Here is a 21,225-nt window from a genome sequence, read left to right on the forward strand (position 1 = left end):
GTAGCAATCTAATCCGGCAGGATACGAACTCTTACGTATTCTCCACACGAAACCACGACGGTTAAATACACCCACTCGAACGACAGCCGTAGGCTGGCAAAACCTCCGAAGGATGACGTCGAGTTCGGAACCGGAACGTTCCAATAAGGACCGCAATACGGCTTAGAAGCAGAGGGATTTTTGCCGAAGGACAGGACGTTCTTGACGGATCCGGGATGTTCCGTAGGAGATTGAGACAATTCTTAATCCAACCGGGATGGTTGCAATGGATTTGAATTGATCCTATGTGACCGGACAATCCGAGTTCGGCTGGGATGCAATTTCGAACAGGGAGGTTCTCGTTTCCCTTCTGTCTTTAAGGAAAAAGAAATTAGAAATTAGGAGGTTCTCTTGCTATGGCTAGGAAAGCGCTGAAAGCCGTGGATGACATGTCGGAAGATTTGATGTCGGATGCTCCGAGCAATCCGGTTCCATTTCCCGATGACGAGATAAACCAAAAGATTGCCGAAGCCGCGTATTACCGTGCTGAAAAGCGGGGCTTTGTTCCAGGTTACGAAGTCGAAGATTGGCTAGAGGCTGAAAAGGAAATCAGAGCGGGTTCCCTTTAAGCAGGTTTTTCGACTCTCTAGATTCGGTTTCCCCAGAAGGCAGAAATATCCCCCACCCAAATATACCGTTTCTGCCTTCTTCTTTTTTTATCCCCACCGCATGTGATGAGGATAAAAACAGGACTCTCTTTTATCCCTCCATTTCTGCGATCATAATCGAGCGATTCGACCGATAGGCGAAGCTTGGCGGCTGCCGGTTCAGTGAATTCGCGAGCGTTTCTCGATTCCAATCCTTTATTTGATGACTTTAAAAACAGCCAAAATGCACGATACCGAACTGCGCCAGAAACTTGCGGCGGAAACCGGACAAATCGGCTGGCAGGAGCTGGAGCGCCATTTCGCCAGAGGCGTCTTAATCGTTATTGGACCGGAATTGAACTTGGTCGAGGCTGCGGCAAAGATAGCCGAAGACGATAAAAGCGCTTTGCAAGAGTGGATCCAAAGAGGGCAGGTTGTGCGGGCGACCGACGATCACGCCAGGCGATGGGTCGATTCGAAGTGCACCTTTTGGGCCGTGGTCGTTGCGCCGTGGGTGTTGGTGCAAGAGAGTCGACCGCCCAAAGCGCACTAGAGTCCTTGGTCAGACTATCGATCTTATTAATCAGGCCCGTAAATACCCTCCTGGTATTTCGGGCCGCCGCCCAGGCCCGGTACACGCCCGGCCTGGGCTCACGCGGCTTGTCGCCGCGCCGGGGCATCCCTGCCCCGGATTAACCCGGCCTATATTTATAGGCCGGGTTAATAGTAAGCGTCTGGATCCGAGATTATGAGCACCAGAGCGAAATGCTTCATCACGCTGATAGGCTTGATGATATTGGATATTTTTCCGATACCGGTCGTCGGGCTGATCGGATTGTACGTCATCATCAACCGCCCGCGATGGTTCCTCGAAACGGTCAACCGATTGTACGACGAGCGAGGCAAAACCACCGTGAGCGCCGACGAGGAGATCTGAAGGGTCGGTTATTCCCGTCCGAGCCGCCAGGCTGAAAGCCCTAGCAGGAACCAGCCGGTGAGAAACGACAAGCCCCCGAAGGGGGTAATCCAGCCCAGCCAGCGAACTCCGGTGATACTCAAGACATAAAGGCTTCCGGAAAAAAGTACGATTCCCGCGAACATGAACCAGCCGGCCTTGACAAGAAGGCGCGTATCGGGGAGTTGTTTGGCCGTTATGCCGATCAAGGCAAGACCCAGCGCATGCCACATCTGATATTCCACGCCGGTGCGGTAAATCGCGAGGTGGTATTCGTCCAGAACCGCTCGTAATCCGTGAGCTCCGAATGCGCCCATGGCAACGCCGAGGAATCCGGCAGCAGCGCCGAGAAGAAGAAAGGTCCTGTGCACAATAACTCCAAGTACGGGTTTTAAAAGCGTTTTCCGGTTCGTCGGCAAGGGATTGCCGACCTACAAGAGCGTTGCGAGTAGGTCGGGAATCCTTTCCCGACGCAGCCGTTCGGCGATTCGCTGAGTCGGCAGAGGATCGCCGAACGGCTAAATCCATCGTCGCGGTCAGCGCCGCCTTATGGATTATTAATCAGGCCCGTCAATACCCTCCTGGTATTTCGGGCCGCCGCCCAGGCCCGGTACACGCCCGGCCTGGGCTCACGCGGCTTGTCGCCGCGCCGGGGCATCCCTGCCCCGGATTAACCCGGCCTATATTTATAGGCCGGGTTAATAGTGCATGACAGCTTGAAGCAAGCCGTTCAAGCGGCGGACGAAGGCGGCGGTATCGTCCAGCTGGCCGCCTTCGCTGAGGACCGCCTGGTCATAAAGAATATGGGTCAGATCGGCGAAGCGCGATTCGTCCGCCTCGTCCTTGAGCCTTGTCACTAGGGGATGATCGGGATTGATCTCGAAAATCGGTTTGCTGGCCGGTACGTCTTGCCCGGCCGATTTCATGATGCGTTCCATGGTACGGCTTAACCCGTAGGTTTCGCTGACCAGGCAAGCCGGAGAGTCGGTCAGGCGAGCGCTGATTTTCACATCGCTGATCTTGTCGCCCAGCGTTTGCTTGATTTTGTCGATAACGGGCTGGAACGCCTTGCTGGCTTCTTCGGTATGCTTCTTGTCCGCTTCGTCGGCAAGGGTGCCCAGGTCCAGATCCCCCTTGGCCACCGATTGCAGATGCTTTCCTTCGAAATCGGTGAGATAGCTGACCAGCCAGTCGTCGACCCGATCGTGCAGCAGGAGTACTTCCAATCCCTTGCGACGGAAGATTTCCAGGTGCGGACTGTTTTTGGCCGCGGCGTAATTCTCGGCGGTAATATAGTAAATCTTGTCCTGCCCCTCCTTCATGCGGCCGACGTAATCCTCCAGGGAAACGTTCTGGACATCGGAATCGTTATGACTGGAGGCGAAGCGCAGCAGTTTGGCGATGCGGTCGCGGTTCTTGAAGTCTTCGATCGGACCTTCCTTGATGACCTGGCCGAATTCCTTCCAGAAAGCTTGGTATTTTTCCCGCTCGTTCCTGGCCACGTCCTCCAACAGACCGAGAACCTTCTTGACCGCGCCGGAGCGGATTTTTTCGAGCAGCGCGTTTTCCTGAAGAATTTCCCGCGAAACGTTCAAGGGGAGCGAATCGGAGTCGATCACGCCGCGGACGAAGCGGAGATAACGGGGCATCAGCTTCTCCGATCCTTCCATGATGAAAACCTTCCGCACGTAAAGCTTTACGCCGTGCTTCGCGTCGCGGTCCCACAGATCGAACGGCGCATGCGACGGAATGTAGAGCAGAAGGGTGTATTCGTTGGTGCCCTCCACGCGGCTGTGGAGGCGAGCCAGAGGCTCCTGAAAGTCGTGGGAAACGTGCTTGTAGAATTCGTTGTATTGCTCGTCCGAAATCTCATCCCTGTTCTTTGCCCATAAGGCGGAAGCGCTGTTGACGGTTTCCCACTCGTCCGCTGCCGGCTTTTCGTCTCCGTACGCTTCCTTCTTCATCAGGATCGGCAAGGAAATGTGATCGGAGAATTTGCGTATGATCGACCGGAGTTTCCAACCGTCCAGGAACTCGTCCTCGCCTTCGCGGAGGTGCAGCGTAATCTTCGTTCCGTGCTCGGGTTTTTCGATGGTTTCCAGCGTGTAATCGCCTTCGCCCTTGGATTCCCAGCGTACCCCTTGGGCCGCGTCCAGACCAGCCTTGCGGGTTTCCAGGGTGACTTTGTCGGCAACGATGAATGCGGAATAAAAGCCCACGCCGAACTGGCCGATGAGCTGGCTGTCCTTCGCCTCGTCCCCGGTCAGCGACTCGAAGAACTGGCGGGTGCCGGAGCGGGCGATGGTCCCGATGTTCTCGCGGACCTCGTCGCGGGTCATGCCGATGCCGTTGTCGGTAATGGTCAAAGTCCGGTTCGTTTTGTCGTGTTCGATCCGAATCTTCAGCTCGCTGTCGCCCTCGTACAGCGCATCGTTTCCCAGTGCCATAAAGCGGAGCTTGTCGGCAGCGTCGGATCCGTTCGAGATGAGCTCGCGCAAGAAGATTTCCTTGTTGCTGTACAAGGAGTGAATCATCAGGTGCAGAAGCTGTTTTACCTCAGCTTCGAACCCAAAAGTTACCTTGCTTTCTGCTACGGTCATGGCAGTGACTTTCCTCCGGAGGTTTAAGTGGATCGACTCTATTAATCAGGCCCGTAAATACCCTCCTGGTATTTACGGACCACCGCCAAGGCCGGTTACACGTCCCGCCTTGGCTCACGCGGCTTGTCGCCGCGCCGGAACATCCCTGCCCTGGGTTAATAAGATGACGATGAGAATTTGGGGCGATCCTTCCCGTTTTCAAGTCTGTTTCGTTTTTTGAGACGAGCGCCACGTTTTTTCGTCTAGACTTTTTTCGAGCCTGCTGTGGCTCGGACAACCAGCACCAAACTTCGACCGGCTATCCGTGCCGCCCTTCAGTTAAGCATCTCCAAAGAGTTAACGCATGTTCGTCATTATCGGTTACATCATCGTCGTGGGCGCCATTCTGGGCGGTTTTTTGATGGCGGGAGGCCATATCGGCGTTCTTATTCAACCGAACGAGGTCATCATCATTTTCGGCGGCGCGCTCGGCGCATTCGTCGTGTCGAACAATCCCAAGGTCTTGAAAGCCGTTTTCGGCGCGTTGATGAGCTCCCTGAAGGGTTCCAAATACAACCAGGCGCTTTATCTTGAAACCTTGACGCTCTTGTATCGGATCTTCAACAAGATCCGTCAAAATGGGCTGTTGTCCATCGAAGGGGATATCGAGACGCCGGATCAAAGCGAATTGTTCAAATCCGCGCCCAAGGTGCTGGCCGACCATCACGCGGTCGAGTTCATCACCGATTATTTGCGCTTGATGACGAGCGGCAGTTTGGACGTCCATCAAATCGACAATCTGATGGACATCGACATCGAAACCCATCACGAGGAAGGCCACCTGCCCATACAGGCGCTGCAACGCCTCGCGGACGGCATGCCGGCGTTCGGCATCGTCGCCGCGGTCATGGGCGTGGTGCATACCATGGAGTCGGTGGGTTTGCCGCCGGCGGAACTCGGCAAGCTGATCGCCGCGGCACTGGTCGGCACATTTCTGGGTATTTTGGTTGCCTATGGTTTCATCAGTCCCCTGGCGGGTCTGTTGGAACAACGTTTGGCGGAATCGACGAAGTATTATCAAAGCATCAAAGCCGGGCTGATCGCCTCGATAAACGGTTACGCCCCATCCACCGCCGTGGAATTCGCCCGCAAAGCGATGTTTTCCGCGGAGCGTCCGGAATTCTCCGAATTGGAGAAGCATCTCAAAGAAAGCCGTTAACGAGCTTATCCGGATAAGACCATGGCCGATAATTCGAACCAAATCGTCATCAAGAAAATCAAGAAAGGCGGTCACGGCCATCATGGAGGAGCCTGGAAGCTGGCCTACGCCGATTTCGTCACCGCGATGATGGCGTTCTTTTTGCTGATGTGGCTTTTAGGTACGACCGAACCCGCTTTCAGGCAAGGCATCGCCGAGTATTTCAAGGATCCCTGGAAACCTTCCCGGCAAGGCGGTCCCAACACGGGCGATGCAACCAGCGTGATCAAGGGAGGAGGGGAGGACATCACTCAATCCGAGGGTCAAGTCAAACTGACCGACCAAGGGAAGGAAGATATCGTCGGAGAAGCCGCCGAATCGGAAAAGGAGATGGAACAACTCGAGGCGCTGAAGGAAAAGATCGAGCGGATGATCGAAACCAGCCCTTTGCTCACACAGTTCCAGAATCAACTGAAGATCGACATCACTCAGGAGGGGCTACGTATCCAGATCATCGATTCGGAAGGCCGGCCCATGTTCAATTCGGCGAGCGCCAAAATGGAAGGCTATGCATCGGAGATACTTCGCCAAATCGCGCCGGTCATCAACGAGTTGCCGAACAAGATCAGCATCGCCGGACATACGGATGCAAAGCCGTTTCCGGGCAAAGGACAGGGTTATACGAATTGGGAATTATCCGCCGACCGTGCCAATTCCGCCCGCAAGGAGCTGATCAAGAGCGGCCTCAAGGAAGAAAAAATGATGCGGGTGGTGGGGCTCTCTTCGAGCGTTCCTTATGTCAGGGAAGACCCCTTGGCCGCCACCAATCGGCGCATTTCCATCATCGTGATGAACAAGCATACGGCCGAAGAAATCATTACCGGCGGTTCCGGGATAGATATATCTATGCAAAAGCCGCTGGACAAAGGGGCGATTACGGGCCAAGGCATGGTGCCGGCCGCCAACAAGGCCGCGTCCGCACTCTAGGGCACCATATTCATGGTCGAAGCGCTGCCGGTTTGGTTCAGGGCCGTCCTGAGCCAACTCTTGGCCATCTTAGGCACATTCCTGCTTCTAAAGAGCGGCGGCCTGTTCTGGGCATCCCTCGGCTTCGCCGTGGCATTTGAAGGTCTTCTCGCCATGGCCTTCGGCTGGATGCTGAGACTTCCTTATTGGTGGCTGCCGATCCAGGCGCTGTTCGTTCCCGCAATCGCCGTCAGCTGGCGGCTGAATCTCCCGCCGGTCCTGTATTTGGCCGGTTTCGTCCTGATGTGGCTGGTTTTTCGCAGTAATCTTCGCGAGCGGGTTCCTTTTTATTTGACCGATCGCGAAACCTGGCTTGCCGTTTCCGAGTTGTTGCCGCGGAACGCCGCGTTCAAATTCATCGACCTCGGTTGCGGCTGGGGCGGCGGCCTGGCGGTTTTAGCCGGGCAATGCAAATCCGGCGAATTCCGGGGCGTCGAATCGGCGCCTCTGCCGGCCCTGCTCGGCCGGTTTCGATTGCGGAACGAAAAGAACTGCCGTATCCGTTTCGGCGATTTTTGGATCGAGGATCTCGGCCGTTTCGATGTGGTTTACGCCTTTCTATCGCCGGCACCCATGCCTCGCCTGTGGCGCAAGGCGCGGAAGGAAATGAAGCCGGGGTCGCTTTTCATCAGCAACACGTTCGAGGTACCGGGTGTCGAACCGGATCAGACCTTGATCCCGCGAGATGGCCGCTCCGGCAAGCTGTTGGTTTGGCGGATGTGACCTTCGGTTTCTCGACCCTTGCCCCATCAAAAAATATAAGGGTGCACTGCATTGAAACCGTGCACTTTGGCGCGCGGTTTGAAATCGGGCGGCTGCCATGGCTCGTTGGTTTGCCCGGCAAGAAAACGGGCCAGCCAGAAGGCTTGATGCCGTATCGGCATGATATAGGCGTACAAGCGGCCGTCCACGAATTCGGCGGCATCGCCTATGGCGTGGATGTCGGGGTCGTTGGTGCGCAGGAACTCATCGACCAATATGCCCCGATCGGCATTTAACCCGATGCGCCGCGCCAGTTCGGTTCGCGGCTTGAAACCGCAGGCGACGATGACGCCGTGGAAACCGCTAGCCGTTTCGTCCTGCAACTTCACCGCGTAAAGGCTGCCGATTTTTTCGAAGCCCTGGACCGAGGCATTCAAGCGAACCTCTATCCCGTGGCCCTGCAATACCTGCAACAGAGTTGCCGAATCTTCCTCGATCAACTGACGTTCCATGAGTCTTGCCAAGGCATGAAACAAGACCACCCGATCGCCCGCCTTGGCCAGATCGGAAGCGACTTCGCAGCCGATCAGCCCGCCACCGATCACCGCCCACAGGGGCTTTGCCGAGGTCTCGACGATTTTTTCCCGATGCCGCCGGAGTTCGATCAAGTCATCGAGGCTGTTGACGACAAAGAACAAATCGCGGCTCGTCTGAAACGGGGGCGGAATCAGCGCATCCGAGCCGGGCGCGAGCACCGCCTTGTCGTAATTCAGGGTAAATTCGCCCGAACTGTTCCGGCAGACAATGGTTTTGTCGTCGCGGTTGAGTGTCAATACGCTGGTTTCGCGATAGATCGCGATGCCGGCATCGTGCAGTGCATCGAACGGCTTCAGAATGATCTTGGTTTCGATGTCGTCCCTCGAAAAGCCGTGGGATAGCATAGGCCGCGAATAATAGCCGTGGCCTTCCTGAGTTACGACGGAAATTCGGCATTCCGGCGCGAGTTTCCGAAGTTCCTCCGCGAAAGTGATGCCCGCGATACCTGAACCAATGATGACGACGTGCATGGAGTTTCCTCGCGATAACCGGTAAGCGTGAAATATCAAAAAGAGCCTTGAAGCGATTCTTACGCCGATACTTAGCGACCTTCCGACTCCGGCCGAACGATCTTGCCGAACTCTCGCACCTGGGACAAGAGCCCCCGCGACGTGACCGCGAAAAACGGCACGACGGGCAGGCCCGCATCGCGCAGGATTCGCGCAACCCAGACATTGCAGGTATTGAACAGATGGAATTTGCCCTCGGCTGCGTAAAAGCGGCTGTCGGGATATAGACCCGGGCCGATGGCTTGCGCTCTGGCCGTATTCTCGCGGGCGTAGGTGTTGTGAATGGATACGATGAGTTGCCTGAGCTGCTGTTCCGACAAGGGGACCTCAACGATCTCGGCGGCGGGGAAATAAGCGGTCGGATGAACGGGGACTCCGACAACGTGCAGAACGCTGGCGGTGGGGGCCACGACGGCTTTGAACCCGTACCAGAGGTTGAAGCCGGCGGCCTGATAAAAATCGCGGTCTCCCCAGCCTACTTCGAGATACTCCGCTTTCGGAAAGTCTTGGCTTTCCGGCCACAACCCGGGCGGGATATCGGCTCGTTTGACGGCTAGGCCGGTGTGCCAGCCCAGATCGACCAAATAGATAGTGCGTTCGGCGCCGGCCTCTTCCATGGCCAGCGCCTCGTCCAGTCGGTTCGGCGCACAGCCGGCGAGCAGCGCCAGCAGGACCAGCAGCCGGAACAATCTTAATGGGCCGGCTGCCTCGAGATATCCTTTTGCCCAGTATTTGGGATCGTGCGACATGTCATTCCCGACGGTAAGGCGCGGGATAAGCGGCGGCGACGCCGCATCCGAACGGCGCGCAAAGGTCAGAGACTCAGGCTTCGGATTCCGATGCTGTGGCGGACCTTCCGTATCAGCGGGGCGCTGTAGCTTCGGGCCTTGCGGGCGCCGTCCTGCAATGCTTCCTCGATTTTGTCGGGTGCTTGTAGCAGTGCTTCATAACGTTCCCTCGCGGCTTTCAGATGATCGTCCAGATACTCGAACAAAATGTTTTTCATTTCTCCCCACGCAATGCCTTCCGCGTAGCGGCGCCTTATCGCCGTAGTCTCCTCCTTTGTCGCGAACGCCCTATAGATGCCGAACAGGGTGCAGGTGTCCGGATCTTTGGGTTCGCCCGGCAACAGAGAGTTGGTCTTGATCTTCATGATCAGCTTGCGCAGCTGTTTTTCGGGTGCGAACAGCGGGACGGTGTTGTCGTAGCTCTTGCTCATCTTACGCCCGTCCAATCCGCATAGCACAGCGGTATCCTCGCTGACGTCCGCTTCGGGAAGCACGAAATGCTCGCCGTAAATATGATTGAAGCGTCCGGCGATATCGCGTGCCATTTCGATATGCTGAACCTGATCCTTTCCGACGGGAACTTTATTGGCGTTGAAGATCAGAATATCGGCCGCCATCAGAATGGGATAATTGAACAATCCCATGGTGACGCCCTTATCGGGGTCGCTTTCGCCACTTTCTTCATTGGCTTGGACCGCGGCCTTATAGGCATGGGCGCGATTCATCAGTCCTTTTGCAGTGACGCAACTGAGTATCCAGGCCAGCTCCGTGATCTCGGGGACGTCCGACTGGCGGTAAAACACGGCGTTTTCCGTATCCAAACCCAAGGCCAGCCAGGTGGCGGCGATTTCCAGTGTCGATTGGCGGACGCGTTCCGGGTCCTGGCATTTGATCAAGGCATGGTAGTCCGCCAGAAAATAGAAAGGCAGGACGTTATGATCGCGGCTGGCTTCGATGGCAGGGCGTATGGCGCCCACGTAATTGCCGAGATGAGGTGTACCGGTCGTGGTTATTCCAGTTAGGACGATGGATTTCGTGCTCATAGATTCAAGGTGTCGGATTACTGCGTCGTTCCAACAAGTTGTGTCGATTTAGGCGCGGCACTATGGCATAAAAGGGCGCGCATTGCCAAACCAGAAATCGGAATCGTCCGAACGACTTCGGCTATGATCTATCGGTTAGAATACCGGGAAACCTAATGGGGAGATGCACAGCTATGCTGGAGTACGACGAAAAGCGGGATTTCATCCGCATGCAGGCCGATTGCAAGATGACCTTCCGGTTGGCCGACAGCGATATTGTACATGAGGGGGTATGTGTAAATATCAGCGGCTCCGGCATCTTGTTCGAGACCGATATTCCTGTGGCGATCGGTAAAGCCGTTGAAGTGTGCCTCGTTCCGCAGAACAAAATCACCCCGCCTTTGACCGCCTATATCGAAACGATCCGCTGCGCGGAGAGCGAAGCGGGTGGTTACCGAATTGCCGGCGCCATCAAAGGCATCAAGAGCGAGTGAAATCGCTGGTCAATATCCTTGTCGCAATTCATGTTTACGATTACCAAAGAAGTGTATTTTTGCTATGGACACCGTCTAATGGAACATACGGGCAAGTGCCGTCATCTCCATGGTCATAGTGTCAAGGCAGCAATTACCGTGATTGCCGAAAGTTTGAACAAACAGGGCATGGTCTGCGATTTCGCGGAGATCAGCGCCGTCGCGTCGGAGTATATCGACCGGCAGCTCGATCACAATCTGCTTCTGCACAAGGATGACCCACTCCTGCCGGCGCTAGTTTCGGCCGGAGAACGTTTTCTGGCGCTCGACGAGCATCCTACGGCCGAGTATCTGGCCAAGCTGATATTCGGACACGTCGCGAGCCGAGGATACAACGTCAAGAGCGTGACCTTATGGGAGACATCCAGCGCCTGCGCTACCTACAGTGAATTTTGAGAGATCGTTTTTACCGGTAATGAGCATTTTCCAGCCCGCAGAAAAATCCTTCTGGCTGCAAAAAGTCTGCGAATCGAACTACGAGAAACTGGCGCACCTGATTCCCGACTTGGACCGCATCGACGAAACCGCCGTCGCCCAAGTCAACGGCAAGCCGTCCCTGCATCTGAGGTTGCTCGAAAGGTCGCCTTATACCCTGACGCTGGAGCTTACCCACGATTTCGTGCGGGGTTTCGAGCCGGCGGTGAGAATCCGCGTCAGTCTGGACGCCAAGACCGCCGAAGCGCTCAGCGACCACTGCCGACCGGTGGTCCTCGATGCGGTGAGGGACCGGTCCAGCGCCAAGAGCGTGCTCGATTACAAATGGTCGCTGAACTACTTCCTCACCCGCTGGCTGGATCACTGCCTCCAAAGCGACTACCGATTCGGAACCGCCCGTTATTCGCGGGAAGAATTCGCCACGGTCTAATTCCATTCGACATTCGAGTGAACATTCATCGTAGGATGGGTAGAGCGAAGCGAAACCCATCGATGGCGGGTTAGCCCTAGTCTCCGCGCAGGACAGGCCCCGCGTAACCCGCCGATGGAAGGTCGCTCGGCGGGTTACGGCGCACGCGAAGCGCAGTGATCGGCAGTCGGTCAGTGCTAATGTGCGCCTAACCCACCCTACGAAAAACGATTCCTGATTGAAAGCGATTTGGAGGGGTGGTCGAGTTACTCCTATCCGTTGTACCCGAACGTCGATCCAATTTCGCCCTTGATCAACCATTCGGCGTCCTTCGGGTCTAAGTAAGTATTTGGAATAAAAACCCGTACGATGCATACCCGCGACATGATCGTCATCGGCGCCTCGGCGGGAGGCGTGGAAGCGTTGAAAAATCTGGTCGGCGATCTGTCTTCCGATCTTGAGGCGACCCTTCTCGTTGTCCTTCATGTCCCAAGTCATAGTACGAGCTTTCTGCCGAATATTCTCCAGCGAAATGGACCGCTCCTGGCCACCCACCCGGATGACGGCGAGACGATTCGGCGGGGGCATATCTACGTCGCCCCGCCTAACCGGCATCTGGTGCTCAGAGACGGGAAAATTCATCTTTCGGGAGGCCCCAGGGAGAACGGCTTCCGCCCCGCGATCGATCCGCTTTTCCGCTCGGCGGCGAGGATATACGACTCTCGCGTGATAGGAGTCATTTTATCGGGCACGCTCGGCGACGGCAGTTTCGGACTCAAATCCATCAAGAACGCCGGCGGGATAGTGATAGTCCAGGATCCACAGGAAGCCATTTTCTCCGAGATGCCGCTGAACGCCATCGAAAGCGTCGCGGTCGACTACATCCTGCCCGTCGCGGGCATTGCCGCAACCATCGAGCAGTTAGCCCAACAGCCCGTGCGACAACGAAGAGGTGCCCCCATGCCGGATGAAACAGAAAAAGAGCGTGAGATTGTCAAAAAGGACATAAGACAGTTCGAATCCGGGGGAAACCCGCGCGTTGCCAGTGTCCTGACCTGTCCGGAATGCGGCGGGGTGATGTGGGAACTCGGCCACGGCGAAATGGTTAAGTACCGCTGCCATGTCGGACATGCGTTTTCCACGGAAAGCCTGCTCAATGAACAGGCCGAAACGCTTGAAGTCGCCCTTTGGTCCGCAATCCGTTCCCTGGAGGAACGGGCAGCCCTGCTAAAGCGCATGGCCGCGCAATGCCACGAGCACGGCAGCGTCTTTTCGGAGCAAAGGTTTTCGGATCAGGCGAAGGAAACCGAACAAAACGCCGACGTGATCCGTACCGTATTGCTCAACGGCAGAAAAAACATAGCCAGTCTCGACGAAGAAGCCGGCAACGAGTGAGTCGGGCGTTTGCCCGTGCGTTACGGCCCACTTCTCATTTCAATAGCAAGGGGTCGTTTTAATCGGGATGCTTCCAACAGGGCTTTCGCTGGCTTCCAGGCTCCCGCTTGGAAGCCATATCCGAGACGCCCGAGTTGGCACTGGGTTCCCAAGCTGGAGTTTGGGAACCAGCACAATTCTGAGAAGGTTTTGCTGCTCCTTGAAAGCTTCGAAGCCGCCGGCAGAGGCACCGGTGCCGACGATCATGAGCGGGTGCTTTGGGGACAAGGCGACATGCGTTGACGGTGAGGTTTTCTTGGACTGCGATTCGTCCCGTGTTTTTTGAGTGCGTTTCTTTGCCATGACTGCTTGACAATGGAACTATCTTGGCCTTGTGCGCGAGTCGTTCGCTGATGCCAAGAGTGCATACTCCGTTTTTCACGGATTCGCGAACGCGGCCGAGCGGTCTCTGGCAATTGGATGGTAATTCTGCGGGAACGTCAGACAAATCGGCAAAAAGTACGTGATGGGCAAACAAGCCGGGTGACCGTCGGCCGATGCCCAATCGACTATTCGGGCCAGGGTTCCGTGATTGGCTTTCGATGTCGGATCATTCCGGCCTTTTTAAGAGGTGAGGGTTATCCATACTAAGACCGAAGACTAGCAATAAGATCCTGCAACGTCCCGATATTCCCGTTCACCGCGCTGTGCTTCCGCTACGCTCCTCGACACCGGCGCCGTGGTCCCATGAGGCGCCATTCTGACGCAAAAATTCTCAAATATATTGGAGCTGTGAGCATCAGTTACTGATCTAGATCAACATTTCGGGCGAAGTTTACAAATCCATCTACTATTAATGAATGCCCTACAAGGGGGCATTCATTAATAGAACGGAAAGAGGAAGGAGAACTTATGGAGCCCGGAAAGTTTCCCTTGTCCCAGCAAACACCCTCGAAAATGCAAGGTTTTTTTCGAGAGTCTCTCGGCTGGGCATTGGACCAGTACGGCACCGTGCTGGGCCTTCTGGCGATGACGGCCGTCGTGAGCTACGCCGTTCTGATCGCCGACCTTCGCAGTCAGGAGGGCAGCGCCGCTGCCTTGAACCTGGCTGGCCACGAGCGCATGTTGGTGGAGCGCGGCGTGGTTCTGGCGATGAAAATGACAGCCACCGAAAGCCATGTCGAGCGCCAGGCCATCCGACAGCAGATGGTGGATACCATCAGCCTGTTCGAGAACATGCACGGTTATCTCAGGAACGGCGATCGCCTGGTGCGCCAGGGGCCGCGTCTACTGGCCGAGCCGGGCGAACTGGCTCCGGAACTGCGCCTCATCTACTTCGAAGATCCGATCAAACTCGATCAACAGATCAATGCTTACATCGAGGCGATACGTAAGCTATTGTCGCGGCCGGTGGATGCCGTCAATTCGGACGATCCGTATTTTCAGTATCTCACTTCCGACGCCCCCGAAAAGATCCTCTCCGGCCTCGACAAGGTGGTGGCGTATTACCAGCAAAATGCCGACTTCCGCCTGCAAAATACCCAAGACCTACAAGGCGTGATGCTGGCGCTGTTCCTGTTTGCCTTGGCTTTCGGCGGCATGGGCCTCTTGAATCCTCTGGTCAAGCGCCTCAAGGACAGCATGGCGAACCTACAGGCCCAGAGGGACTTCAACGAAAACATCATCAATACGGCTCAAGCGCTGATCATCGGTTTGGACACCCGAGGCAAGATCATCTTGTTCAACCGCTATGCCCAGGAAATCTCCGGCTGGACCGAGGACGAGGTGCGCGGTAGCGAGTTCTTTGCCATGCTCTTTACGCCCGAACAGCAGGGCCAAATGCGGGTTTTGTTCGACGATGTCGTGCAGGGCGGTCTGTCCGGCGAGACCGGGACGGAAGTTCCCATGCGAATCCGTAGCGAGGAACTGGTGGACATCATCTGGCATGCCACGGTGGTCCGCGATCAGGACAGCAAGCAGCCGGTCCTGTTCCTCATCACCGGCGACGACATTACCGAGCGCAAGCGGGCGGAAGATCGTCTGCAAGCCACCCTGGTGGAACTGGAAAAGCTGAGCAGCCGACTGCAGGAAGAAATCAACCTCGCCGCCGCCTTGCAGCATTCCATTCTGCCGAGCCCCGACATCGTTCTGCCGGGCGTACACGGCGTCGCCTCCTTGACTACTTCCAGCGAGGTGGGCGGCGACTACTACGACTATTACAAGGTCGGCGGCTATTACGCCGTTATGGTGATCGGCGACGTGAGCGGGCACGGCGTGGCGGCGGGCACCATGGTGAGCGCCGCCAAGGCAGGTCTCTATCCGCTGGCGAATGAAGGGGTGACCCGCCCCGCGGAGATCCTTCGTTCCCTCAACGAAACCATGTTGGCAACGGCGCACCAGTCGTTGCTGATGACCATGGGCTGTCTGAGTCTGGACAGCCGCACCGGTCACTTGCGCTTCGCCAACGCCGGACACGTGCTGCCTTACATCAAGCGGCGCGGGGATAAGCACTGGACCATGATCGAGGGGGGCGGCTTGCCCTTGGGAAAGAGCCGCGATTCCGATTACCTCTCGGTAGAACTGGATCTGCAACTCGATATCGGCGACCGGATATTCCTCTACACCGATGGCGTGGTGGAACAGGAATCGGCGCGCGGCGAACCCTTCGGCTACGAGCGGCTAGAAGCCATTCTGAACGAAAACGCCGAGGCCGAGCCGCGCGTGCTGGAAGAAAAAATTCTCGCTGCACTCAAGGCTTACGGCGGACGCGACCATTTCGACGACGATGTGACCGTGGCCGTGCTGGAGCATACCGATCGCGTGGAGGTCCAGGCCGCGCGCGACGAGGACTCGGCTCAGCTCATCCGCATCACCGAGGGATTTTACCGAGGCCAAAGCGATCACTTTACCTCGCCGACCTCGCGCCAGCTGGTGGTTTTCCTGTCCGAAGGCGAGTTTCACGACCTCTTGCCGCGCCTCAGCGTGGACGGTATCCGCCGGGTATTGCCCCGCGACGATGCCTTTTACCATCGGCTCGGTTGGGAACATTTGCTCAGTCAGCATCAAGCATCGCCGGATGATGATATTTACTGTCTCGTCCCGGGGCGCGTCGCAGAGCGGCAATTCCAGCTCACCCACAGCGACGACAAACTGTTCTTCATGGAGGAAGGTCGCGCCTGGCTGGAGGAACTGGGCGTCATGGCGCCGGACCAACTCGAGTCTATCCTGTTGGTCCTCGACGAAATGGTGGAGAACTCGTTGTACGGCGCGCCCCGTGACGGCCAAAGCCGCCCGTTTTATCTGAAGGGAACGACGCGGAATCTGTCCGAGAACGAACACGTGCGCATCCACCTGGCGGTAGGTTCCGACACCATCGGTTTGTCGGTTACCGATAACTGGGGCACCTTGACCCCGGCAATCTTCCTGGACCATCTGACTCACACGCTTGCGAAAGGCGTCGAAGCCGGTATCGGTGGAGCCGGGTTATATCTGATGTGGCGTATGTCGGATTACTTGCAGGTGCGCGTCACACCGCATCGCCGTACCCAGATCACCACTCTGTGGGATCTGAGCCGGCCCTTGCAGGTCGGCTTGAAAACCGGATTCCAGTTCCTCTACCACAGCGAGCACGATGAGGTTGTAAGCCATGACTCTGGCAGATTCACTTTTCATTAACAGCCTGCCGTCCGGCGAGGAAGGCGTGCTGTGCTACGCCTTTGCCGGTTCGGTAGACGCCCATTCCGCGCAGACCCTCGGTCAGTTGAACGGCATTCCGGCCAACGCCCGCGTCAGTTTGGATTTCAAACAGGTTGAGCGGGTCAATTCAATGGGCCTGTCTCTGCTCCTCAAGCTGTTCGAACACTGGGAAAGGCAGGGTATCAAGATCGAAGTCAATAACCCCAATCGCATGGTGGCGATGCTGTTCAAGATTACGGGGCTAGGCCGTTTCCTCACCACCGATGTCAGCCTGCCGTCGGAGCGGGCCCAGCCGTCCGTGGTCAGCGCCGTACGAGCCGCACCCGAGCGTCCCGTCGAATCGGGTTCGCCGCATCCCCGGGGCAAACTGAATTTCGTGGCCAGTCTACAGGTCGGTGCTCAATTGAGCGGCTGGTACCTGCTCAACACCTATTTGCAACGGCACTTGCAGCGGGCGATCCATTTCGAGCAGCTGCCGGCGGGACATGAGATCGGCCACGAAACGGTGGACATTTTCTTCGCCAAGCCTTTCGAAGCCTGTGCCATGATTCGGCGGCAGCAGTTCGTGCCATTGCTGCGGCCCTTGGGGGAGGCCGACGAAGTAGTGATCGTCATGCGCGCCAACGACGAGCGGTCACTCGCCGACATGGGAGACGTCCGCGCAGTCACGGCTTCGCAGGGCAGTTTCGTCTACCTGCTGGGTCGTTTCCTCTGCGACGAGAACGGGCTGGACTCGTCCAAGTTCCAGCATCACTTCGCGGGCAACGAAATCAAAGCGCTGCAATTGCTTCTAAAGGAACAGTCGGATGTCTTGTTCATGCTGAAGAAGACCTATTACGGCCTGTCCAATCTCACTCGAAACAATACCCGTGTCGTGGACGAAAGCGACACCCAGTTTGCCTTCCATCTTCTTTGCGCGAGCCCGCAAATCGCCGACCTCGGGGAATCCGTCGCGAAAGTCTTTACCGGCATGGGCGACGACGAGCAGGGTAAGGGCATCCTAAAGGACATCCAGTTCGACGGCTGGTGCGTGCCGCAGGAAGGAGAGCTCGCCATGCTGATGCGGTTGTACGAGAGGTACGCGGAATAAGCGGAGCGCTGCCCAGTTTTTGATCTTCGGGCCGGATACAGCATGCACGCCGTCTGATCCGAGGAGGGCTTTTTCGGAATTTCCCCAGCGAAGTAAGTCGGCAATCCTTTGCCGACGTACCCGCTTGCCGACCTGTTACGTCGGGAAAGGATTCCCGACCTACGTCAGTTGGGTGGCTCCTGTCGCGGCCCGTTTGCGATTGAAAAGGGCCATGGAAGGGTGGTTAGGTGCGCCTTGAAAGACCGGATTTGCGCCGGCAGGTTTAGACGCGCACCGTAACCCACCGAGGGGGCGTTCACTCTATGCCTCGGAGTCAGGCGAGTTACGCAGCCTGTCGTAATAGGCCCGCACGCAACGAAGCACTTCATAGCTGTATTTGCCGTTCAGCGCCTGGTATAGCGGCTTGAGGGCGCGCCGTTGGTCTTCCGGCAGGCTCTGCCACGCTGCTTCTATTTCTCCGATTTCCGAATCGCTCAAACCCACCACCTCGCCGAGTTCCACGGCCCCGGTTTCGATGGCCCTGGCCAGATGGCCGTAGACGGTCGAAATCGTCAATCCGCGCTGATAAGCGATCTGTTCGGCGTTCATGCCGAGCCGGAATAGCGCCAGGCTTTCGTCTGCCGTCGTGCTGGCGGTCGAGGCCGAACCGTCGCCGCTTCCGTGCTCCAGGATGACCGACAGAAACTCGTCGCCGTAGAGCTCCAGCTTGCGTTCGCCGATGCCCGCCAGGCGGCTCATTTCGGTGCGGCTGGTCGGTCTCGACTGGACCATTTCCATCAGAACGGCGTCCTGAAAAATCACGTAAGCAGGCACGTCCTGCTCCTCGGCCAGCGTGCGCCGCAAGGCGCGCAAGGCTTGCCAGAGACGCTCGTCTTCCGGGTTGGAAAAGCGCTCGACGGCCTGGCGTCGGCCGCTCGAGGCCTCCTTGTAACTGTCCCGCCTTAGCCGAAGGTCGACTTCGCTGCGCAGTACCGGGCGGCATTCCTCGGTCAGACGGAGTGCGCCGTGAGCCTCCCAGTCCACCGTCAAATAGCCTTGGGCGATGATCTGACGGAATACCGAGAGCCACTGTTTCTCGTCCATGGCGTGACCGATGCCGAAGGTGCTGAGCCTGTCGTGACCCAGCCGCTGTATTCTCTCGTTGGACTTGCCGCGCAGTACGTCGATGATGTGGTGAACGCCGAAGCGCTGGCCGGTGCGGTAGACGCAGGACAATGCCTTGCGGGCGGCGTCGGTGCCGTCCCAGGTGTCCGGCGGGTTGAGGCAGTTGTCGCAATTGCCGCAGGGTTTGTCGGAGATTTCGCCGAAGTAGCGGAGCAACGCTTGCCGACGGCAACCGGTCAGCTCGCAGAAGCCGAGCATCGAATCGAGTTTGTGGCGCTCGACCCGTTTATGCAGTTCATCCGCTTGGGAGGCCTCCACCATTTGCCGCAAGGTGATCACATCCTGCAAGCCGTAAATCATCCAGGCATTGGCCGGCAAGCCGTCGCGTCCCGCGCGTCCGGTCTCCTGATAATAAGCCTCGAGGCTCTTGGGCAGGTCGAGGTGCGCGACGAAACGGACATTGGGTTTATCTATGCCCATGCCGAAGGCGATCGTCGCCACGACGATCACGCCTTCCTCCATCAGAAATCGCCGCTGGTTTTTCTGGCGTTCCTCGGCGGAAAGGCCGGCATGGTAGGGCAGGGCGGAGAATCCTTGAGCGCGGAGCCATTCCGCGGTCGATTCCACCTTTTTTCGCGACAGGCAGTAAACGATGCCGGCATCTCCCGGATGTTCGTTTCGGAGAAACTGAACCAGCTGCCGGCGCGCGTCCTGCTTGGGCGATATCCGGTAGCGTATGTTGGGCCGGTCGAAACCGCTGCAAAAGACCCTGGCCTCCTGCAGTCCGAGGCGCTCGACGATCTCCTGCCGGGTCCGCTCGTCGGCGGTGGCGGTCAAGCCGATTCTGGGAATGCCGGGAAAACGTTCGTGCAGCAAGGAGAGCTGCCAGTAATCGGCGCGGAAGTCGTGGCCCCACTGGGACACGCAGTGCGCTTCGTCGATGGCGAAAAGGCTGACTTCGGCCCGCCCGATGAGCGCCTGCACGCGCTCGGTCAAGAGACGTTCGGGCGCGACGTAGAGGAGGTCCAGTTGGCCGTCCAGAAAGTTCCGCTCGACCTGGCGCTGTGTGTCGTAAGCCAGGGTGGAATTCAGAAAGGCGGCTCGAACGCCGAGTTGGAGCAGGGTTTCGACCTGATCCTGCATCAGGGCGATCAGGGGCGAGACCACGACGCCCGTACCGGGGCGGATTAGCGCGGGAATCTGGTAGCAGAGCGACTTGCCGCCGCCGGTGGGCATCAGCACCAGCGCATCGCCCCCTGCCGTCAGATGATCGATGACGGCGCGCTGCTGGCCGCGAAACCGTTCGTAGCCAAAGACGCTGCGCAGGACCTGAAGGGGGTCTTTCGGCATGATCCGCCAGCTTGCCGGAAGCGCCGCTTTTCCGGCTAAGCCTGGAGCATCTGTTTCAGTTCCAGTGCCTGGGACAAAGCGGCTTCCACGTTTTCGGCCAGCACGTTGAAATGTCCCATTTTGCGGCCGATGCGGGCAGTCTTCTTGCCGTAAAGATGGAGCTTGACGTTGGGCTGACTCAAGAGCTTGTCCCAGGCCGGCTCGTCGTCTCGCCAGATATCGCCCAGAAGATTGACCATCACCACCGGACTCAGCAAGCGGGTATCCGCGGGCGGCAATCCGCACAAGGTGCGGACTTGTTGTTCGAACTGGCTGGCGGCGCAGGCATCCAGCGTATAGTGGCCGCTGTTGTGGGGGCGCGGGGCGATTTCATTGATGACCAGGTCGTCGTTGTCCAGCACGAAGAATTCCACCGCCAGGACGCCGATATAGTCCATGGCTTGAGCGAGCTTAAGCGCCATGTCTTGCGCGTGTGTCGCGACGGCCGGCGCAACCCTGGCCGGCACGATGCTGACGTCGAGAATTCCCGATTCGTGCTGGTTTTCCGCCACGGGGAAGCAGACTACTTCGGTCGGCGAAGAACGGGCGATGATGACCGAAATCTCGGTTTTTAGATTCAGTTGCCGCTCCAGTACGCAAGACTTTCCGCCCAGTTCGGCGAATGCGGCTTTCGCTTCCTCGACGGTTTTCACCCGGATTTGGCCCTTGCCGTCGTAGCCGAGCCGCGCCAGCTTCAGAATGCCGGGCAAGTGGTCCGCCAGATTCCGATCCAGGTCGGTGGCGGTCTCGATCGCGAGAAACGGAGCGACTCCGAGCCCTGCCCCGGAAATGTATCGCTTTTCCGCGATACGGTCCTGAGCGATCGAAACGCATTCCGCCGAAGGGCTTACCCGTACGCGCTGTGCCAGGTAGCTGAGGCTTTCGGCCGGGACATTCTCGAATTCCGTGGTGACCGCGGCGCAGGTTTCGGCGAGTCTGTCGAGAGCCGCCCGGTCATCGTAGGCAGCGCGGATGTGCACATCGGCCAATCCGCCGGCCGGACTGTCGCCGTCGGGATCCAGTACGGTGACGCGATAGCCCATGGCCCGCGCCGCCATGGTGAACATGCGGCCCAATTGACCACCGCCCAGGATGCCGAGCATGGCATTCGGTAGAATGTGTTTCATCGTCGATAGGGTTAATGTGGAACTACGGGAACGGGTCGATAGACGACAGCCGTTCTTATTCTAGTT

The 21,225-nt window shown here is 57.5% G+C and carries 19 protein-coding genes; 12 read left to right on the forward strand and 7 right to left on the reverse strand.

Annotated features, from left to right (window positions below; genetic code table 11):
• The first annotated feature begins 395 nt into the window (after window positions 1–395).
• From ACR2TX_RS17455 to ACR2TX_RS17465, 3 genes are all read left to right on the forward strand, one after another.
• Window positions 396–608, forward strand: coding sequence for a DUF2934 domain-containing protein (locus ACR2TX_RS17455; protein WP_077729572.1), 213 nt, complete (start codon window positions 396–398; stop codon window positions 606–608).
• Between the two features lie 241 nt (window positions 609–849).
• Window positions 850–1,179 carry a DUF2288 domain-containing protein gene (locus tag ACR2TX_RS17460; RefSeq protein ID WP_208110007.1) on the forward strand — a complete coding sequence of 110 codons (330 nt, stop codon included), beginning with the start codon at window positions 850–852 and terminating at the stop codon, window positions 1,177–1,179.
• A 195-nt stretch (window positions 1,180–1,374) separates the two neighbouring features.
• Complete coding sequence (locus tag ACR2TX_RS17465; RefSeq protein ID WP_077729570.1) at window positions 1,375–1,563, forward strand: hypothetical protein; 189 nt, start codon at window positions 1,375–1,377, stop codon at window positions 1,561–1,563.
• A gap of 8 nt (window positions 1,564–1,571) precedes the next feature.
• Here ACR2TX_RS17465 and ACR2TX_RS17470 read toward each other — a convergent pair whose 3' ends face one another.
• Complete coding sequence (locus tag ACR2TX_RS17470; protein WP_077729643.1) at window positions 1,572–1,898, reverse strand: DUF423 domain-containing protein; 327 nt, start codon at window positions 1,896–1,898, stop codon at window positions 1,572–1,574.
• Between the two features lie 381 nt (window positions 1,899–2,279).
• Entirely contained in the window at window positions 2,280–4,181 is a 1,902-nt protein-coding gene (gene htpG, locus ACR2TX_RS17475) for a molecular chaperone HtpG (protein ID WP_347258385.1), read from the reverse strand.
• Between the two features lie 343 nt (window positions 4,182–4,524).
• Between htpG and motA the strand changes: the two genes are divergently transcribed.
• The 3 genes from motA to ACR2TX_RS17490 are packed head-to-tail and all read left to right on the forward strand — an operon-like array spanning window position 4,525 to window position 7,107.
• A complete protein-coding gene (motA, locus tag ACR2TX_RS17480; RefSeq protein WP_156881845.1) occupies window positions 4,525–5,379 on the forward strand; it encodes a flagellar motor stator protein MotA in 855 nt (284 codons plus the stop codon).
• A gap of 21 nt (window positions 5,380–5,400) precedes the next feature.
• Window positions 5,401–6,345, forward strand: coding sequence for a flagellar motor protein MotB (gene motB, locus ACR2TX_RS17485; RefSeq protein WP_086134807.1), 945 nt, complete (start codon window positions 5,401–5,403; stop codon window positions 6,343–6,345).
• 12 nt (window positions 6,346–6,357) lie between these two features.
• Window positions 6,358–7,107, forward strand: a complete 750-nt coding sequence (locus tag ACR2TX_RS17490; RefSeq protein WP_434130343.1) for a class I SAM-dependent methyltransferase — start codon at window positions 6,358–6,360, stop codon at window positions 7,105–7,107.
• Between the two features lie 26 nt (window positions 7,108–7,133).
• On the opposite strand, the gene ACR2TX_RS17495 is transcribed toward ACR2TX_RS17490, so the two are convergent.
• The 3 genes from ACR2TX_RS17495 to ACR2TX_RS17505 all read right to left on the reverse strand — a co-directional run bounded on the left by ACR2TX_RS17495 (window position 7,134) and on the right by ACR2TX_RS17505 (window position 10,023).
• Window positions 7,134–8,153 carry an NAD(P)/FAD-dependent oxidoreductase gene (locus ACR2TX_RS17495; RefSeq protein ID WP_086134805.1) on the reverse strand — a complete coding sequence of 340 codons (1,020 nt, stop codon included), beginning with the start codon at window positions 8,151–8,153 and terminating at the stop codon, window positions 7,134–7,136.
• 71 nt (window positions 8,154–8,224) lie between these two features.
• Entirely contained in the window at window positions 8,225–8,941 is a 717-nt protein-coding gene (locus ACR2TX_RS17500; protein WP_086134804.1) for a DUF2459 domain-containing protein, read from the reverse strand.
• A 65-nt stretch (window positions 8,942–9,006) separates the two neighbouring features.
• Window positions 9,007–10,023 (reverse strand): tryptophan--tRNA ligase, encoded by a 1,017-nt coding sequence (locus ACR2TX_RS17505; protein ID WP_086134803.1) that lies wholly within the window; start codon window positions 10,021–10,023, stop codon window positions 9,007–9,009.
• Window positions 10,024–10,196: 173 nt separating this feature from the next.
• On the opposite strand from ACR2TX_RS17505, the gene ACR2TX_RS17510 reads away from it, so the two are divergent.
• The 6 genes from ACR2TX_RS17510 to ACR2TX_RS17535 all read left to right on the forward strand — a co-directional run bounded on the left by ACR2TX_RS17510 (window position 10,197) and on the right by ACR2TX_RS17535 (window position 17,539).
• Window positions 10,197–10,496: a PilZ domain-containing protein gene (locus ACR2TX_RS17510; protein WP_434130345.1), complete on the forward strand. Its 300-nt coding sequence runs from the start codon at window positions 10,197–10,199 to the stop codon at window positions 10,494–10,496.
• A 30-nt stretch (window positions 10,497–10,526) separates the two neighbouring features.
• Complete coding sequence (locus ACR2TX_RS17515) at window positions 10,527–10,931, forward strand: 6-pyruvoyl trahydropterin synthase family protein (RefSeq protein ID WP_434130347.1); 405 nt, start codon at window positions 10,527–10,529, stop codon at window positions 10,929–10,931.
• 19 nt (window positions 10,932–10,950) lie between these two features.
• Window positions 10,951–11,400, forward strand: a complete 450-nt coding sequence (locus tag ACR2TX_RS17520; RefSeq protein ID WP_077729558.1) for a DUF1249 domain-containing protein — start codon at window positions 10,951–10,953, stop codon at window positions 11,398–11,400.
• A 348-nt stretch (window positions 11,401–11,748) separates the two neighbouring features.
• Entirely contained in the window at window positions 11,749–12,774 is a 1,026-nt protein-coding gene (locus tag ACR2TX_RS17525) for a chemotaxis protein CheB (protein ID WP_434130349.1), read from the forward strand.
• An 891-nt stretch (window positions 12,775–13,665) separates the two neighbouring features.
• Window positions 13,666–16,428: a SpoIIE family protein phosphatase gene (locus ACR2TX_RS17530; protein ID WP_434130351.1), complete on the forward strand. Its 2,763-nt coding sequence runs from the start codon at window positions 13,666–13,668 to the stop codon at window positions 16,426–16,428.
• Complete coding sequence (locus ACR2TX_RS17535) at window positions 16,400–17,539, forward strand: PhnD/SsuA/transferrin family substrate-binding protein (protein ID WP_077729556.1); 1,140 nt, start codon at window positions 16,400–16,402, stop codon at window positions 17,537–17,539. Before ACR2TX_RS17530 ends, ACR2TX_RS17535 begins: the two co-directional genes overlap by 29 nt.
• Before the next feature lie 300 nt (window positions 17,540–17,839).
• Here the strand turns inward: ACR2TX_RS17535 and recQ are convergent, their stop codons facing one another.
• Together recQ and ACR2TX_RS17545 are read right to left on the reverse strand one after the other, a co-directional pair.
• The gene (recQ, locus tag ACR2TX_RS17540) at window positions 17,840–19,993 is read right to left on the reverse strand and encodes a DNA helicase RecQ (RefSeq protein ID WP_077729555.1); all 2,154 of its coding nucleotides are present in this window, start codon (window positions 19,991–19,993) and stop codon (window positions 17,840–17,842) included.
• A gap of 35 nt (window positions 19,994–20,028) precedes the next feature.
• A complete protein-coding gene (locus ACR2TX_RS17545; RefSeq protein ID WP_077729554.1) occupies window positions 20,029–21,159 on the reverse strand; it encodes a 5-(carboxyamino)imidazole ribonucleotide synthase in 1,131 nt (376 codons plus the stop codon).
• Window positions 21,160–21,225 lie beyond the last annotated feature (66 nt).

The sequence above is a fragment of the Methylocaldum sp. GT1BB genome, assembly GCF_051027545.1.
Lineage (GTDB): Bacteria > Pseudomonadota > Gammaproteobacteria > Methylococcales > Methylococcaceae > Methylocaldum.

Coding starts and splice junctions, on each gene's coding strand:
- htpG (WP_347258385.1), bottom strand. CDS start 4,181: ATGACCGTAGCAGAAAGCAAGGTAACTTTTGGGTTCGAAGCTGAGGTA.
- ACR2TX_RS17465 (WP_077729570.1), top strand. CDS start 1,375: ATGAGCACCAGAGCGAAATGCTTCATCACGCTGATAGGCTTGATGATA.
- recQ (WP_077729555.1), bottom strand. CDS start 19,993: ATGCCGAAAGACCCCCTTCAGGTCCTGCGCAGCGTCTTTGGCTACGAA.
- ACR2TX_RS17490 (WP_434130343.1), top strand. CDS start 6,358: ATGGTCGAAGCGCTGCCGGTTTGGTTCAGGGCCGTCCTGAGCCAACTC.
- ACR2TX_RS17495 (WP_086134805.1), bottom strand. CDS start 8,153: ATGCACGTCGTCATCATTGGTTCAGGTATCGCGGGCATCACTTTCGCG.
- ACR2TX_RS17515 (WP_434130347.1), top strand. CDS start 10,527: ATGTTTACGATTACCAAAGAAGTGTATTTTTGCTATGGACACCGTCTA.
- ACR2TX_RS17455 (WP_077729572.1), top strand. CDS start 396: ATGGCTAGGAAAGCGCTGAAAGCCGTGGATGACATGTCGGAAGATTTG.
- ACR2TX_RS17520 (WP_077729558.1), top strand. CDS start 10,951: ATGAGCATTTTCCAGCCCGCAGAAAAATCCTTCTGGCTGCAAAAAGTC.
- ACR2TX_RS17530 (WP_434130351.1), top strand. CDS start 13,666: ATGGAGCCCGGAAAGTTTCCCTTGTCCCAGCAAACACCCTCGAAAATG.
- ACR2TX_RS17460 (WP_208110007.1), top strand. CDS start 850: ATGACTTTAAAAACAGCCAAAATGCACGATACCGAACTGCGCCAGAAA.
- ACR2TX_RS17535 (WP_077729556.1), top strand. CDS start 16,400: ATGACTCTGGCAGATTCACTTTTCATTAACAGCCTGCCGTCCGGCGAG.
- ACR2TX_RS17470 (WP_077729643.1), bottom strand. CDS start 1,898: ATGGGCGCATTCGGAGCTCACGGATTACGAGCGGTTCTGGACGAATAC.
- ACR2TX_RS17525 (WP_434130349.1), top strand. CDS start 11,749: ATGCATACCCGCGACATGATCGTCATCGGCGCCTCGGCGGGAGGCGTG.
- ACR2TX_RS17510 (WP_434130345.1), top strand. CDS start 10,197: ATGCTGGAGTACGACGAAAAGCGGGATTTCATCCGCATGCAGGCCGAT.
- motB (WP_086134807.1), top strand. CDS start 5,401: ATGGCCGATAATTCGAACCAAATCGTCATCAAGAAAATCAAGAAAGGC.
- ACR2TX_RS17500 (WP_086134804.1), bottom strand. CDS start 8,941: ATGTCGCACGATCCCAAATACTGGGCAAAAGGATATCTCGAGGCAGCC.
- ACR2TX_RS17545 (WP_077729554.1), bottom strand. CDS start 21,159: ATGAAACACATTCTACCGAATGCCATGCTCGGCATCCTGGGCGGTGGT.
- motA (WP_156881845.1), top strand. CDS start 4,525: ATGTTCGTCATTATCGGTTACATCATCGTCGTGGGCGCCATTCTGGGC.
- ACR2TX_RS17505 (WP_086134803.1), bottom strand. CDS start 10,023: ATGAGCACGAAATCCATCGTCCTAACTGGAATAACCACGACCGGTACA.